This is a genomic window from Pseudomonas sp. UBA6315, assembly GCF_002438125.1.
In the GTDB taxonomy this organism is placed as follows: Bacteria; Pseudomonadota; Gammaproteobacteria; order Pseudomonadales; family Pseudomonadaceae; genus Aquipseudomonas; species Aquipseudomonas faucium.
Map to the genome: position 1 here is coordinate 1 of NZ_DJTF01000177.1, position 14,436 is coordinate 14,436.

Below are 14,436 nucleotides of genomic sequence, written 5' to 3' on the forward strand. Positions count from 1 at the left end.
AGCCCAGGTACACCCTAGACATACAGCCCTGCGGTGCCTATCGCTGGCAAGCCAGCTCCCACAGGTATGGGCTGCTCCCAAGAAGTTGGACACCCATCCAACCCTTGGGGCAGCCCAGGTACACCCTAGGCATACAGCCCTGCGGTGCCTATCGCTGGCAAGCCAGCTCCCACAGGTATGGGCTGCTCCCAAGAAGTTGGACACTCATCCAATCCTTGGGGCAGCCCAGGTACACCCTAGACATCCAGCCCTGCGGTGTACCTGTGGGAGCCGGCTTGCCGGCGATGGGGCCGGTGAACATAATGCCGCATGACGCACGATCCCAAATCGCTCTACCAGCAAGCCCTCACCGCCCAAGGCTACGCCCCGGACCCGGCGCAAGCCCAGGCCGTCGACGCGCTGCAGGCCTGCTTCGAAGCACTGGAAAAAGGCCGCCCGACCCAGGGCCTCTACCTCTGGGGCCCGGTAGGCCGCGGCAAGACCTGGCTGATGGACCTGTTCCACCGCTGCCTGAGCGTGCCAGCGCGGCGCCAGCACTTTCACCATTTCATGGCCTGGGTCCACCAGCGCCTGTTCCAGCTCAATGGCACCGCCGACCCGCTGCAGGCGCTGGCCCGCGAGCTGGCAGGGCAGATCCGCGTACTGTGCTTCGACGAACTGTTCGTCAGCGACATCGGCGATGCAATCATCCTCGGCCGGCTATTCCAGGTGCTGTTCGACCAGGGCGTTCTGCTGGTGGCCACCTCCAACCAGCCGCCCGAACAGCTGTACCGCGACGGCTTCAACCGCGAACGCTTCCTCCCGGCGATCCACGCCATCGAGCGGCACATGCAGGTATTGCCGGTGGCCGGCGAGCAGGACCACCGCCTGCATCCCGGCGCCGCCCGGCAACGTTACTGGGTGGCCGAAGCGGGCAGGCCGGGCCAGCTACAGGCGGTTTTCCAGCAGCTCAGCCCCCAGGACCCTGGCAGTACCGAGCCGCTGCCGGTGGGCACACGCCAGGTTCAGGTCATCCGCCACAGCGCCGAGGCCATCTGGTGCCGGTTTGCCGACCTGTGCGAGCAGCCGCTGTCGGCCATGGAATTCATGGCCCTGTGCGACCGCTTTGCGGCGATCCTGGTCGAGGGGGTGCCGGCCCTGGGCGGTGCCCAGCGCGAAGGGCGTATCGCCCGGGGCACCGAAGATGGCGCGGCGCGGGTGGCGGCGGGCGACCGTGAGCTGCCCGCCCTCTCGCCCAAGGATGACGCGGTGCGCCGGTTCATTGCCCTGGTCGACGAATGCTATGACCGCCGGGTGGCCTTGTACCTGGAGGCGCAGGTACCGCTGGATGCGCTCTACACCCAAGGGTACCTGGCGTTCCCGTTCCAAAGGACCCTGAGCCGGCTGCGGGAGATGCAGCTGCAACGCTTCGCCTGAAGCCCCGGACGTTGTCAGCTCAGCGCGCCAGCCACTCCACCAGGGTGCGGTTGAAGCGCCGCGGCTCCTCGATCTGCGGCGCATGCCCCATGCCTTCGAAGGTCACCAGCTCGCCGTGGGGAATCAGTTTCGCCACCTGCGGCCCAAGCACCGCGTACTTGCCCAGCTGCGCCTTGACCTGCGGCGGGGCGATGTCACTGCCGATGGCGGTGCTGTCCTGGTCGCCGATCATCAGCAGGGTCGGCATCTTCAAGTCCTTGAACTCGTAGTACACCGGCTGGGTGAAGATCATGTCGTAGATCAGCGCCGAGTTCCACGCCACCGCCTCATGCCCCGGCCCCTGGTTCAGCCCCACCAGCATCTGCACCCAGCGCTCGTACTCGGGCTTCCAGCGCCCGGCGTAGTAGGTCTTGCGCTCGTATTCGCGCACGCCCTCGGCATCGAGCTTGAGTTCGCGGGCATACCATTGGTCGACGCTGCGGTAGGGCACACCCAGGGCCTTCCAGTCTTCCAGGCCGATCGGGTTGACCATCGCCAGGCGCTCGACCTGCTGCGGGTACATCAGCGCGTAGCGGGTGGCGAGCATGCCGCCGGTGGAGTGGCCGAGGACGGCCACCTTATCGATGCCCAGATGCTCGAGCAGGGCATGGGTGTTGCTGGCCAGTTGCTGGAAGCTGTACTGGTAATGCGCCGGCTTGCTCGAGGTGCAGAAACCCACCTGGTCCACCGCGACGACCCGGTAACCCGCCTGGCTCAAGGCATCGATGGTGGTTTCCCAGGTGGCGGCGCAGAAGTTCTTGCCGTGCATCAGCACCACGCTGCGGCCATTGGCCTGGCCCTTGGCAGGCACATCCATGTAGCCTATCTGCAGGGGCTGGCCCTGGGACTGGAAGTCGAAATGCTTGAGTGGGTGAGGGTAGCTGAAGCCTTCGAGCTGCTTGCCGTAGGTGGGCGTTTCGGCAGCGATGGCCGGGGCGCCGACAAGGCAGGCCAGGGCCAGGGCGGTTGCGCGCAGCATGGGGGCACTCCGTGTAGGACCATGTAGGAATTGGCGACTGTAGCAGTCAGTGGAGCACCTTAAACGTTAAAGGTGTCACCAAGTGTGAAACCAACCCAGGGTCACCAGTGCCACGACGATGTAGCGCCCGGCCTTGGCCAGGGTCACCAGCAGCATGAAGCGCCAGAACGGCTCGCGCATGATCCCGGCGATCAGGGTCAGCGGGTCGCCGATCACCGGCATCCAGCTGAGCAGCAACGACCACTGCCCCCAGCGCTGGTAGCGCTGCTGGGCACGTTCCAGCTGGCTGGCGCTGAACGGGAACCAGCGCCGGTGGCGCAGGTGCTCGATGGCCCGGCCGAGCAGCCAGTTGACCACCGAGCCGAGTACATTGCCCAGCGTTGCGACCAGCAACAGGGTCAGCCAGGCATCGGGCTGGCGCAGCAGCAACCCCACCAGTACCGCCTCCGATTGCAGCGGCAGCAAGGTGGCAGCGCCGAAGGCGCTGAGGAACAGCGCCCCCAGGCTGAGCATCAGTAGTTGGCGACCACGGTGTCCTGGCCGTCCTGGGTCACGCCGATGACCTGGTAGGCATCCTTGTGGTCACCCATTTCCATGCCTGGCGAGCCCATGGGCATGCCGGGCACGGCCAGGCCCTTGAGGTCGGCGCGCTTGGCCAAGAGGCGCACCTGTTCGGCCGGCACGTGGCCTTCGACGAACTTGCCGTCGATCACTCCGGTGTGGCAGGACGCCAGGCGTGGCGCCACGCCCAGGCGCTGCTTGACCGCGCTCATGTTCGGCTCGACATGGTCATTGACGGTGAAGCCGTTGTCGCGCAGGTGGCTGATCCAGGCCTTGCAGCAGCCACAGTTGGGGTCGCGGTAGACGTCGATGGTCTCGGCGGCCTGGGCCAGGCCAGTGATGGCCAGCAGGCCGAAGGTGATCAGGTGTTTACGCAGCATGGTCGAACGACTCCTTTAGAAACGCAGGCGCACCCCCGCCACCAGGCGGGTCTGGGCGAGGTCTTCGCCCTGTTCGCGGGCCTGGTCGGCGCGGTTGCCGTGCAGGCGGTTGAAGCTTACCCCGATATAGGGGGCGAAGCCGCGGGTGATTTCATAGCGCAGGCGCAGGCCGATTTCGCTGTCGGCCAGCCCTGCGCCTTGCTCGTGGGCTGCAGCGTTGCGCCCGTAAAGGTTGGCTTCAAGGGTTGGCTCGAGGATCCAGCGGTTGGTCAGCAGCATAGCGTAAGCGGCCTCCAGGCGCAGCGCGGTCTGTTGTCGCTCGCCGGCATAGGCCGTGGCTTCCAGCTCCAGGCCATACAGCGGTGTGCCCTGGATGCCGAACGCCGCCCAGGCCTGGCCACTGGCGGGCTTGAAATCCTGGCGCAGGCCGCCGACCAGCTCCCACCAGGGGCTTATGGCATGGCCCCACAGCGCCTGCAGTTCGGCCTTGTGGGTCTTGCCCTGCTCGCGTTCGCCCTCGCTGCGCAGCCACAGGCGGTCGACATCGCCGCCGATCCAGGCCGTGGCGTTCCAGTTCAGCGCGCTGCTGCTCTCGAAGTTCTGGTACTCCAGCTGGTCGACGATCACTGCCCAGTTGATGGCGCGATCGTGCACCTGGTGGTTGGCCATGGGGGCGGCGCCGGCCGTTGCCCGTTCGCCGTTGAGCAGCGCCAGCAAGGCCAGGCTGCCGATGATGTGCCTGTTGATCTCATGCATCGACGCGTACCTCGCGGAACATGCCCGTTTCCATGTGGTAAAGCAGGTGGCAGTGGTAGGCCCAGCGGCCCAGGGCGTCGGCACTGACCCGGTAGCTGCGCCGGCTCCCGGGCGGGATGTCGACGGTGTGCTTGCGCACCATGAAGCGCCCGTGCTCGTCCTCCAGGTCGCTCCACATGCCGTGCAGGTGGATGGGGTGGGTCATCATGGTGTCGTTGACCAGGGTGATGCGTACGCGCTCGCCGTAGGCCAGGCGCAGCGGCTCGGCGTCGCTGAACTTGATACCGTCGAACGACCAGGCGAAGCGCTCCATGTGCCCGGTCAGGTGCAGCTCGATGTCCCGCGAGGGCTCGCGACCATCCGGGTCGGGGTAGGGGCTGCGCAGGTCGGCGTAGGTCAGTACCCGCCGGCCATTGCCGCGCAGGCCGATGCCCGGGTCGTCGAGGTTGGCGCGCGGGGCCATGGTCTGCATGTCCACCAGCGGGTTGCCGGTTTCGCTGGCCGGGTGCTGCTGCATGGGCGCCATGGCGCTATGGTCCATGCCGGCCATGCTGGCGTGGTCCATGCCCGCCATGTTGCTGTGGTCCATCGCTGCCATGTTGCCGTGGCCCATGTCGGCCATGCTCAGCACCGGCCGTGGGTCGGGCTGCGGCACCTCGGCCTGCAGGCCGAGGGCACGGGCCAGGGTGCCGCGGGCATAGCCGCTGCGGTCCATGCTCTGGGCGAACAGGGTATAGGCGGGCAGGTCGCCGACGGTTACCAGCACATCGTAGGTTTCGGCCACGGCGATGCGCAGCTCGTCCACCTTCACCGGCGTCACGGCAAGGCCGTCGGCGGCGATCACCGTGAGCTGCAAGCCGGGAATGCGGAAATCGAAGTAGGTCATCGCCGATGCGTTGATCAGCCGCAGGCGCACGGTTTCGCCAGGTTGGAACAGGCAGGTGAAATTGCCGTCCGGTGGCTGGCCGTTGAGCAGGTAGGTGTAGGCTGCGGCGCTGATGTCGGCGAGGTCGGTGGGGCTCATGCGCATGCGTGCCCAGGCCAGGCGCTCGTCAACGGTGTCGCGCCAGCCGTTCTGGGCAACGTCGTCGATGAAGTCGCCCAGGGTGCGCTTGTGGTAGTTGAAGGCGTCGGACTGCGTTTTCAGCGTGGCCAGCAGCGCTTCGGGCGCTTGATCGGACCAGTCGCTGAACAGCAGCACATGGTCACGCTGGTAGCGATGCACCTCGGCTTCGCGCGGCTCGATGACGATCGCGCCATACACCCCGGCCTGCTCCTGCAGGCCGGAATGGCTGTGGTACCAGTAGGTGCCGCTCTGGCGCAGGGTAAAGCGGTACAGGTAGTCGCCGCCGGGGGCGATGCCGGCGAAGCTCAGCCCGGGCACGCCGTCCATCTCGCTGGGCAGGATGATGCCGTGCCAGTGGATCGAGGTGTCCTGCTCCAGCCGGTTGCGCACGCGCAAGGTCACGGTGTCGCCTTCGCGCCAGCGCAGCACAGGCCCGGGCAGGCTGGCGTTGACGGTCAGCGCCGTGCGCGGCTGGCCGGTGATGTTGACCGGGGTCTGGCCGATGTACAGCTCGAAATCCTGGCCGGCCAGGGCGCGGCCATCGGCAGCATTGGCCAGTGGGCGCCACAGGCCCAGGCCCAAGAGCGTGGCAGCGGCGCCCAGGCCTTTGACGAAGGTGCGGCGGGAAGGGGTGGGCAACATGTCGTGACCTCATGCAGAAGAGTCACGATCGTCGCCCGTGGCGCCTGTCAGCTGGCTGAGGCGGGGATTACAGCATTGTCAGGCAGCGCTGCCGGCTGCTCGTGGCCGAGGTCACGCATCAGCAGGCCGAACTCCAGCGGCACCTGCTCGGGGATCGGCAGGTACACCACATGGCCATCGCCTGGCGCTACCTCGATGGCCTGCTGCTGGCGGTTGCACAGGCGGTGCAGGTCAAAGTGATAGTTGCCGCGCGGGGTCATCAGCTCCAGGTGGTCGCCCACGGCAAAGCGGTTCTTCACCTTGACCTCGGCCAGGCCGTCAACCCGGGCCCCGGTCAGTTCGCCGACGAACTGCTGGCGCTCGGACAGCGAGTTGCCGCGCAGGTAGTTCTGGTATTCGTCGTGCACATGGCGGCGCAGGAAACCTTCGGTGTAGCCGCGCTGGGCCAGGGATTCGAGGTTGTCCATCAGGGCCATGTCGAACGGCCGCCCAGCCACGGCATCGTCGATCGCCTGGCGGTACGACTGCACGGCGCGGGCGCAGTAGAAGTGCGACTTGGTGCGGCCCTCGATCTTCAGCGAATGCACGCCCATGGCTGCCAACCGCTCGACGTGCTGGATGGCGCGCAGGTCCTTGGCGTTCATGATGTAGGTGCCGTGCTCGTCTTCGAAGGCGGGCAGTTCGGTACCGGGGCGGTTGCTTTCCTGCAGCAGGAACACCTGGTCGGTCGGCGCCCCCAGGCCCAGGGTCGGTTCGACCTGCTGCACGATGTCGCCGGTGGCATTCTCGCTGGCCGGGGTTGCCTGGTACTTCCAGCGGCAGGCATTGGTGCAGCTGCCCTGGTTGGCATCGCGCTTGTTCAGGTAGCCCGACAGCAGGCAGCGCCCGGAGTAGGCCATGCACAGCGCGCCATGGACGAACACCTCCAGCTCCATGTCCGGCACCTGCTGGCGGATTTCCTCGATCTCCTCCAGCGACAGCTCGCGCGACAGGATTACCCGGCTCAACCCAAGGCCCTGCCAGAACTGCACGCTGGCCCAGTTGACCGTGTTGGCCTGCACCGACAGGTGCACCGGCATCTGCGGGAAGTGCTGGCGCACCAGCATGATCAGGCCAGGGTCGGACATGATCAGCGCATCCGGCGCCATCGCCACCACTGGTGCCAGGTCCTTGAGGAAGGTCTTGAGCTTGGCATTGTGCGGCGCGATGTTGACCACCACGTAGAAGCGCTTGCCCTGGGCATGCGCCTCGGCGATGCCCAGGGCCAGGTTGGCGTGGTCGAATTCGTTGTTGCGCACCCGCAGGCTGTAGCGCGGCTGGCCTGCGTAGACGGCGTCGGCGCCATAGGCGAAGGCGTAGCGCATGGTCTTGAGCGTGCCGGCGGGGGCCAGCAGTTCGGGCTTGGCGGTCGGGGTCATGGGCGCACCGGGGCAAAAGTCGCGGATCCTAGGGCGTTGGCGCAGAGGGCGTATTGATTTGAATCAAGGCGTCAGTGGCACTTTTCCAGTGATCGCCTGCACTAACTATTCAGGCCCCTGAAGGAAACGCCATGAACGCGACCGCGCTGCAGAACAAAGCCCTTGCCGTACTCCTGGCGTTGGTGACCCTTGCCTTCGTCTGGATTCTGCTGCCGTACTACGGCGCGATCTTCTGGGCGGTCATCCTCGGCATCCTGTTCGCTCCGCTGCAACGCAAGCTGCTGCTGCGTTTTGGCCGGCGGCGCAACCTTGCCGCCGCCACCACCTTGCTGGTCTGCCTGGTGGTGGCCGTGCTGCCGGTCATCATCACCAGCGCCCTGCTGGTGCAGGAGGGTGCCAACCTGTACCAGCGCATCGAAAGCGGGCAACTGGACATTGCCGGTTTTGTCACGCGCGGCAAGCACATGCTGCCGGCGTTCGCCCAGCATGGCCTGGACAGCCTGGGCATGGGCAACCTCGACGGCCTGCAGAACAAGATCACCAAGTGGGCCACGCAAGGCAGCCAGGTGCTGGCCGGCCAGGCATACAGCTTCGGCCAGGGCACGTTCGACTTCCTGGTGAGCTTCGGCATCATGGTGTACCTGCTGTTCTTCTTTCTGCGTGAAGGCCCTGAAGTGGCGCGCCAGGTGCGCCTTGCCGTGCCATTGCCCGAGCACCAGAAGCGCAGGCTGCAGTTGAAGTTCAACCGGGTGGTGCGGGCCACGGTCAAGGGCAACGTACTGGTCGCGATCACCCAGGGGGCGCTGGGCGGGTTGATCTTCTGGGTGCTGGACATCCCCAGCGCGCTGGTCTGGGCGGTAATGATGGCGTTCTTGTCACTGCTGCCGGCGGTCGGCGCCGGGATCATCTGGGCGCCGGTGGCCGCTTACTTCCTGCTGACGGGCGCGTTTCTGCAGGGGATCATCCTGACGGCCTTTGGCGTGCTGGTGATCGGCCTGGTGGACAACGTGCTGCGGCCGATCCTGGTGGGCAAGGACACGCGGATGCCGGACTACCTGATCCTGGTGTCCACCCTGGGCGGGCTGGCGGTGTTCGGGCTCAACGGCTTTGTGATCGGGCCGTTGATCGCGGCCCTGTTCTTGTCGAGCTGGGCGATCTTCGCCGCCACCAAGCCGCAGGTGCAGTTGCCTCAATAGGCGGCTGCTTCAACGAAAGCTGTACGAAACCCCCACATACGCGGCAAACCCTTCCCCCGGCGTCGAGCGGGCGATGTCCTGCCCGGCGTCGTTGTAGCCGGGCGTCACCGTCGCCGCGTAGCGCTCGTTGGTCAGGTTGCGCAGGTCCAGCCAGGTCTGCCAGTCCTGCTTGGGCGAGTTCCAGCCCAGGCGTGCGCCCAGCAGCGCGTAGGCGTCGGCGTGGTAGCTGTTGGCATAGTCGACCTGCACCTTGGACGCCATCTGCGTATTGACCCCGGCATAGAAACCGCTCGGCCAGTCGTAGCGCAGCTCGGCCTGGTAATAGTGCATGGGGATGCCAGGCAGGCGGTTGTCGCCGAACTGGTCGTCGTCGCGGTAATGGAAGTCACTGAAGGTGTAGGCCTGGCGCAGGCTCAACTTGCCGCTGCCGGCGCGCTCCCAGAGCGTGCTGTCCAAGCCTGCCTCGACGCCCTGGTGCACCGTGGCGCTGGCGTTGAACTCCTTGGGCAGCACACCCGGCACGATCTCCACGGCCAGCAGTTCATGGCGAACCTGCGAGTAGTACCAGGCCAGGTCCCAGCGGCCCAGCGCCGAATCGCCGCGCGCGCCGAGCTCCAGGGTGGTGGCGGTCTGGTTCTGCATCTCGATCGGCTGGGTGCTGACCGGCGCACTCCAGATCAGCGCCCAAGGGTGCGGCGGCTCCACCGAGCGGCTGAGGTTGCCGTACACCTGCAGGGCCGGACTGATGTCGTATCGCAGCCCCAGGCGCGGCGCGTAGTCCCAGTCATGCTGGCTGACCTTGCCGCCGCTGGCGGGGTAGGTCACGTCACTTTCGCGGCGGGTGTAGATCATCGCCAGGCCCGTGGTCAGCCACAGGTCGGGGATCAGCTCCAGGTCGTTGCCGACGTGCAGCACCGTGTCCGAGCCCTGGTAGCTGAAGTCGCGCACGCGGGCGCCGAAATTGTCGCCGCTGCTGCGGGCAAACTGCGAGGCGCCGCTGTTGGGCAGGTGCTTGGTGGTGCGCCAGCCGATCGTGGTCTTGCTCTCGTGGCCCAGCAGCGTGTCGCGGCGCAGGTAGTTCAGCGTGCCGCTGACGTCGGAGTAGGCGACCTTCAGGCGCATCGGGCCCTCGCGCAGATCCATCGGGTAGTCGTGGTAGACCAGCCCGGCTTCCACGCGGGCGTCGTCTTCGAGGTAGAAGGTGGTCTTGTTGCCGACCCAGGTGCTACCCGGTTGCGGGCGGCTATCGTCGCGGGCCAGGTAGGCGGCGTTGGCGGCACGCGGGTCGTGCTTGATCTGCTGCTTGGTCAGGCGCCCGGCCAGGTCGTTTTCGGTTTCCCGGTAGCGCAGGTAGAAGCGTGTTTCCAGGTTGGGGTTGAAGCGGTAGCCGATATTGGCGGCAATGCCCTTGGCGCTGCCGCTGCTGTGGGCCTGGTAGCCATCGTATTCGGAGTCGGTCAGGGCCACGTAGTAGTCGAGGTTGCCCAGTACCTGGCCGGAGCTGACGTGGCGGTGCTGGTAGCCGCGGCTGCCGGCCTCGTAGCGCACCTGCAGCGGCGCGGCATCGTAGCCGGTGTGGGTCACGTAGTTGATCGCCCCGCCCAGGGCCAGGGCGCCCTGGTCGAAGCCGTTGGCGCCGCGCAGCACCTCGGCGCGGCTCAGCCACAGCGGCTCGAACAATTCATAAGGCGTGCCGCCGGGGCCGGTCAGGGGCAGGCCGTCGAACATCGTATACACGCCGGAGCCGTGCGCGCCGGGTGCGCGGTTGATGCCCGAGCCACGGATCGACAGCTTGATGCCATCGTTACCCGCCGACTGGGCGAACACCCCGGGCTGATAGGCCAGCACATCCTGGTTGCTGGCCACCCGACCCTGCTCGACGTGCTGCATGTCCACCAGGTTGCTGGCGCCCGGTATCGCCTGCAGGCGCTCGCGGGCGTACTCCAGCTCGCTTTGCTCCTGGTCATTGATCAGCAGCTGGCCCAGTTCGACTGAGGGCGCTGCTGCGCCGGGCCCTGCAGAAAAAGCAGCCACAAGGCCGAGGCATGACGAAAGGGGCAAAACAGGACGCATCGTACAACTCCAGGCGAAGGGCAGACAGGCAACGGCGTTGTGACGAGCGAAATGGCGTTCAGAGCACGCGCAATTTCAGCCTTTTGCCAGCTGCTGTTCAAGCAGGTCCTGTAGGACGAGATTCTACAAAGAGTGCGAGTAGTGCCGGGCAGTGGCGCTTCGTAATGTGCATCGCAGGGCGGCAGCACGATTGGTTGTCGCAGTTGGCGATGGTTGAGGAGTTCGAAGATGAAAAACAGTGAGCGATTGATTGCCGACAGCGCAGTCGATGTGCCGGTCCGCCTCACGCCTCGAGAACAGCAGGTGCTGCTGTGGTGCGCCTATGGCAAGAGCTCATGGGAGATCGGCCAGATCCTGCAGTGCAAGGAATCGACGGTCAATTTCCATGTGTCCAACATCCTGCGCAAATTCGCTGTCCCCACCCGCATCGCGGCGGTGATCAAGGCCATTCGCTACGGCATGTTGGCCGAGGCCTGAGGAGGCGTACATGGATATCCCGAATCAACGGCTGGCTGAAGGCGCAGGGGCCCTGAACAAGGCACATTTTCCCGATTGCCATGATCCTTTCTGGCCACGCATCGAATTGCGTGCATTGCGTGAGCGATTGCGCCTTGGCGAGGAAGTTAGCGAGGCGCGCCTGGTACTGGCGGTACGCTGCGCTGCCATCGCTGCCGCCCAGGAGTTCGCGCGTTGGCGAGCGGCACTGCGGGCCCGTGGTTACAAGCGCCTGGAAGACCTGGCCGGGCACACTCAAGGGCGTGCGCTATCGCTGTGCTACCGGTGTTTCATCGCCGCTGCTGTGTTGCGCACCTTGCAGGGGGAGCGCTTTTTCCGGGTATTGCCCGAGGAGGTCGAGCATGGACGATGACTACACACTACAGGATGTTTTCGACGCAATTTTCGAACTGCTGATGTCGGAAGGCCGCGTGCTGCTGGGGGCGTTGCTCGGCGCGTTACTGGTGAGTGCCGCACGGGACCAATTGAACACCGTTTCGGATGGGCGCCTGTCAGTGGGTAAGCATCTGATGTTGATGGTGTTGACCCTGGGCGTCGGTTATCTGTTCGAGCCCTTGCTGCAGTCGCTGGCGCCCATGTTGTCGCGCGGCATGGCCGCCTTCGTCGCAGCGGTGGTGGTGATACCGATCACGCTCAAGGTTCTGGTTTGGCTTGATACGGTGGAAGTGCGCGAGCTGATCCAGCGCTGGCGCCGGCGCGGTTAGCCTCACGCCTGCCCTGGGGTGCGCTGGGTGAGCGCGTGCAGCTGTTGCTCGAGGCGCTGGATGCGATGCTTGTCTTCGATGTGCAGGAAGATGGCCTGCCGGTCCGCCGATGAAAGGCCGCGCAAGCGCTCGAGCACATCGTTCTCCCACCCGTCTTCGGTTTGGGCGGGCGAAGGGTTCTGCGTCTCACCCATCAACAGCCAATCGAGTGTGCACCCGTGTTTACGGGCGATGGATACGCATAGTGAGTACGGGATGCTGTCGCGGACCTTCCAGCTGCTCAGTGTCTGAGGGCTGACTTCCAAGGCCCGTGCCAGCTGAACGTCGGTATCCGAACCGGTCAGAAGCTTTAGGCGTGCCAGTACTGAGGCGAGCGATTGGTTACTCATTACAAATATCCATGGCTGGTTTAAAGATATTCCTTAGGCTTAAAATACTCGTTATGAATACATCGGTTTCGTTTAAAGGAGAAATCCTGGCATGAGCAGTAGTGTAATGAAAAAAACCGTTATCGATTTGGCTGATAGCGCGGCAACTTGTCGATCAGCCTTACAGCTTTTTTGCCCAATAGCCATTAGCAGGTACGTGCCGTGAGTACTTACAAGCTGGTCTGTCCCCATTGCAATAGCCGAATGCGTATCCGTACCAGCGAAGGACGACATATTTTTCTACGGGTTGCCTACCTGCAATGCACCACTGAGGCATGCGGTTGGTCGGTGCGCGCGGAGTTTGAAATGACCCATGAACTGTCACCCAGTGGCATGCCCAACCCACAGGTGCAACTACCCTCCGCCAGTAGGGAGCAACGCCACACCGCATTGCAGCGGGAGGAGGATGCTGCCTCCGGGCAGCGTTCCCCAAAGCGCGCTGCCCAATCTGTTTCACGCAGATAAAAAAACACCCCGCAGAGCGGGGTGTTTTTTTTACATCCTGATCAACCGATCAGTTGCAGACCTGCCTGCTGGACCATCTCCAGCAGCGGTTGCGGGTAGACGCCCAGCACGAACGCCAGGATGGCGATGGCCAGCAGCATCACGCCACCGGTGCGCTGTTCCCACTTCAGTGGGGCGTCGTGGCGACGCAGGTTCGGCTCAACCAGGTACAGGGTGACCATCACGCGCAGGTAGTAGTACACGCCGATGGCACTGCCGATCACCAGGGCACCGACCAGCCACCACAGCTGCGACTCGACGCCGGTGGCGATGATGTAGAACTTGCCGATGAAGCCTGCGGTCAGCGGGATGCCCGCCAGCGACAGCATCATCACGGTCAGCACCGCAGTCAGGTACGGGCGGCGCCAGAACAGGCCGCGGTACTCGTACAGTGCATCGGCATCACGGCCGCCGTAAGGCGAAGACATCAGGGTGATGACGCCGAATGCGCCGAGGCTGGTGATCACGTAGGTGACCAGGTACACGCCCATGGCTTCCAGGGCCAGGCCCTTGCTGGCGACCAGGGCGATCAGCAGGTAGCCGAAGTGGGCGATGGACGAGTAACCGAGCAGGCGCTTGAGGTTGCTCTGGGTCAGCGCCAGCAGGTTGCCGATCAGGATCGAGGCCACCGCGATGACTGCCAGTACGGTGCTCAGCACGCCGCTGCTGGCAGCAGGGGAGATCATGAACAGGCGCACGACCACGGCGAACACCGCAACCTTGCTGGCCGTGGCCAGGAACGCGGCGACCGGCGCCGGGGCGCCTTCGTACACGTCAGGGGTCCACAGGTGGAACGGTACCAGCGACAGCTTGAAGGCCAGGCCCACCAGCATCATGCCCAGGCCCAGTTGCGCCAGCAGGCTTGGCAGGCTGGTGGTGGCCAGCGCCTTGCCGATCTGGTCGAAGCTCAGGCTGCCGGCGTCGGCGTACAGCAGGGCCATGCCGAACAGCAGGAAGGCGGAGCCGGCAGCCGACAGCACCATGTACTTGATGCCCGCTTCCAGCGACCGCTTGTTGAAGAAGGCATACGCCACCAGGCCGTAGACCGGTACCGACAGCAGCTCAAGGCCGATGAACAGGCCGGCCAGGTGGTTGGCGCTGACCAGCACCAGGCCGCCCAGTGCCGACATCAGCAGCAGCAGGTACAGCTCTTCGCGGTTGCCCGGGAAGCCCTTGGAGCCTTCGCCGAGGTAGGCGTGGGCGAGGGTGACGCAGGCCAGTGTGGCCACCAGGATGATCGCCATGTACAGGCAGGCGAACTTGTCGATGGTGATCAGCGGGGTGACCGCCAGCGGCGCGACTTTCAGCGCCGGCAGGATCGACAGCAGGGCCAGGTTCAGCCCCACGGTGGACAGCAGGAAGGTCTGCGAGTGGTTGCGCTTCCAGGCGATCGCCAGCATCACCACCACCGTGGTGATGGTGGTGATCAGCATCGGCGCCAATGCGATGAAGTGTTGAGTGGTGAATTCCATAGCGCTCTTACCGGGCCGAAGCGAGTTGAGTGAAAGCGGAACCGAGCCACTGCTGCACACCACTCATGGTGGCGGCAGAGGTGTCGAGGAACGGCTGCGGATACACGCCCAGCAGCACCAGCAGCACCGCCAGGCCCAGGACCATGATCATTTCGCGACCGTCCATGCCGGCCAGCACGGTGTCGGCCTTGGCCGGGCCGAAGTAGGCGCGGTGGATCATGATCAGCGAGTACACCGAACCGAATACCAGGCCGGTGGTGGCGATCACGGTGATCCACGGTACATG

The 14,436-nt window shown here is 65.1% G+C and carries 15 protein-coding genes and 1 pseudogene; 6 read left to right on the top strand and 10 right to left on the bottom strand.

Annotated elements, in window-relative coordinates; all coding sequences use genetic code 11:
• Nucleotides 1–309: 309 nt before the first annotated feature.
• Nucleotides 310–1,416, top strand: a complete 1,107-nt coding sequence (zapE, locus tag B3E94_RS20635) for a cell division protein ZapE (RefSeq protein ID WP_286914953.1) — start codon at nt 310–312, stop codon at nt 1,414–1,416.
• A 19-nt stretch (nt 1,417–1,435) separates the two neighbouring features.
• Here zapE and B3E94_RS20640 read toward each other — a convergent pair whose 3' ends face one another.
• From B3E94_RS20640 to yegQ, 6 genes are all read right to left on the bottom strand, one after another.
• On the bottom strand, nt 1,436–2,434 hold the full coding sequence (locus tag B3E94_RS20640) for an alpha/beta fold hydrolase (RefSeq protein WP_286914954.1): 999 nt from the start codon (nt 2,432–2,434) through the stop codon (nt 1,436–1,438).
• Nucleotides 2,435–2,509: 75 nt separating this feature from the next.
• Complete coding sequence (locus tag B3E94_RS20645; protein WP_286914955.1) at nt 2,510–2,947, bottom strand: YqaA family protein; 438 nt, start codon at nt 2,945–2,947, stop codon at nt 2,510–2,512.
• A complete protein-coding gene (locus tag B3E94_RS20650) occupies nt 2,947–3,375 on the bottom strand; it encodes a DUF411 domain-containing protein (protein WP_176518027.1) in 429 nt (142 codons plus the stop codon). Before B3E94_RS20650 ends, B3E94_RS20645 begins: the two co-directional genes overlap by 1 nt.
• 15 nt (nt 3,376–3,390) lie before the next feature.
• Entirely contained in the window at nt 3,391–4,131 is a 741-nt protein-coding gene (locus tag B3E94_RS20655) for a copper resistance protein B (RefSeq protein WP_286914956.1), read from the bottom strand.
• Nucleotides 4,124–5,839 carry a copper resistance system multicopper oxidase gene (locus tag B3E94_RS20660; protein WP_286914957.1) on the bottom strand — a complete coding sequence of 572 codons (1,716 nt, stop codon included), beginning with the start codon at nt 5,837–5,839 and terminating at the stop codon, nt 4,124–4,126. Before B3E94_RS20660 ends, B3E94_RS20655 begins: the two co-directional genes overlap by 8 nt.
• Before the next feature lie 47 nt (nt 5,840–5,886).
• Nucleotides 5,887–7,257 carry a tRNA 5-hydroxyuridine modification protein YegQ gene (gene yegQ, locus B3E94_RS20665; protein ID WP_286914959.1) on the bottom strand — a complete coding sequence of 457 codons (1,371 nt, stop codon included), beginning with the start codon at nt 7,255–7,257 and terminating at the stop codon, nt 5,887–5,889.
• Between the two features lie 131 nt (nt 7,258–7,388).
• Between yegQ and B3E94_RS20670 the strand changes: the two genes are divergently transcribed.
• On the top strand, nt 7,389–8,453 hold the full coding sequence (locus B3E94_RS20670; protein WP_286914960.1) for an AI-2E family transporter: 1,065 nt from the start codon (nt 7,389–7,391) through the stop codon (nt 8,451–8,453).
• A 9-nt stretch (nt 8,454–8,462) separates the two neighbouring features.
• Here B3E94_RS20670 and B3E94_RS20675 read toward each other — a convergent pair whose 3' ends face one another.
• Nucleotides 8,463–10,526, bottom strand: a complete 2,064-nt coding sequence (locus B3E94_RS20675) for a TonB-dependent receptor family protein (RefSeq protein ID WP_286914962.1) — start codon at nt 10,524–10,526, stop codon at nt 8,463–8,465.
• Between the two features lie 228 nt (nt 10,527–10,754).
• Here B3E94_RS20675 and B3E94_RS20680 point away from each other — a divergent pair, with 228 nt between their 5' ends.
• Genes B3E94_RS20680 through B3E94_RS20690 form a run of 3 tightly spaced genes read left to right on the top strand, consistent with a single transcriptional unit; the run spans nt 10,755 to nt 11,746 of the window.
• Nucleotides 10,755–11,003, top strand: a complete 249-nt coding sequence (locus B3E94_RS20680; RefSeq protein WP_286914964.1) for a helix-turn-helix domain-containing protein — start codon at nt 10,755–10,757, stop codon at nt 11,001–11,003.
• Nucleotides 11,004–11,013: 10 nt separating this feature from the next.
• Entirely contained in the window at nt 11,014–11,394 is a 381-nt protein-coding gene (locus B3E94_RS20685; RefSeq protein ID WP_286914966.1) for a head completion/stabilization protein, read from the top strand.
• Nucleotides 11,384–11,746, top strand: coding sequence for a hypothetical protein (locus B3E94_RS20690; protein ID WP_286914967.1), 363 nt, complete (start codon nt 11,384–11,386; stop codon nt 11,744–11,746). The genes B3E94_RS20685 and B3E94_RS20690 overlap by 11 nt, the downstream gene beginning before the upstream one ends.
• A gap of 2 nt (nt 11,747–11,748) precedes the next feature.
• Here B3E94_RS20690 and B3E94_RS20695 read toward each other — a convergent pair whose 3' ends face one another.
• Nucleotides 11,749–12,135, bottom strand: coding sequence for a helix-turn-helix domain-containing protein (locus B3E94_RS20695; RefSeq protein ID WP_286914968.1), 387 nt, complete (start codon nt 12,133–12,135; stop codon nt 11,749–11,751).
• Between the two features lie 201 nt (nt 12,136–12,336).
• Between B3E94_RS20695 and B3E94_RS20700 the strand changes: the two genes are divergently transcribed.
• A complete protein-coding gene (locus B3E94_RS20700) occupies nt 12,337–12,639 on the top strand; it encodes an ogr/Delta-like zinc finger family protein (protein ID WP_286914969.1) in 303 nt (100 codons plus the stop codon).
• A 41-nt stretch (nt 12,640–12,680) separates the two neighbouring features.
• On the opposite strand, the gene nuoN is transcribed toward B3E94_RS20700, so the two are convergent.
• Nucleotides 12,681–14,150: an NADH-quinone oxidoreductase subunit NuoN gene (nuoN, locus tag B3E94_RS20705; RefSeq protein ID WP_176518016.1), complete on the bottom strand. Its 1,470-nt coding sequence runs from the start codon at nt 14,148–14,150 to the stop codon at nt 12,681–12,683.
• A 7-nt stretch (nt 14,151–14,157) separates the two neighbouring features.
• Nucleotides 14,158–14,436, bottom strand: a pseudogene (locus B3E94_RS20710) (NADH-quinone oxidoreductase subunit M); the annotation flags it as partial.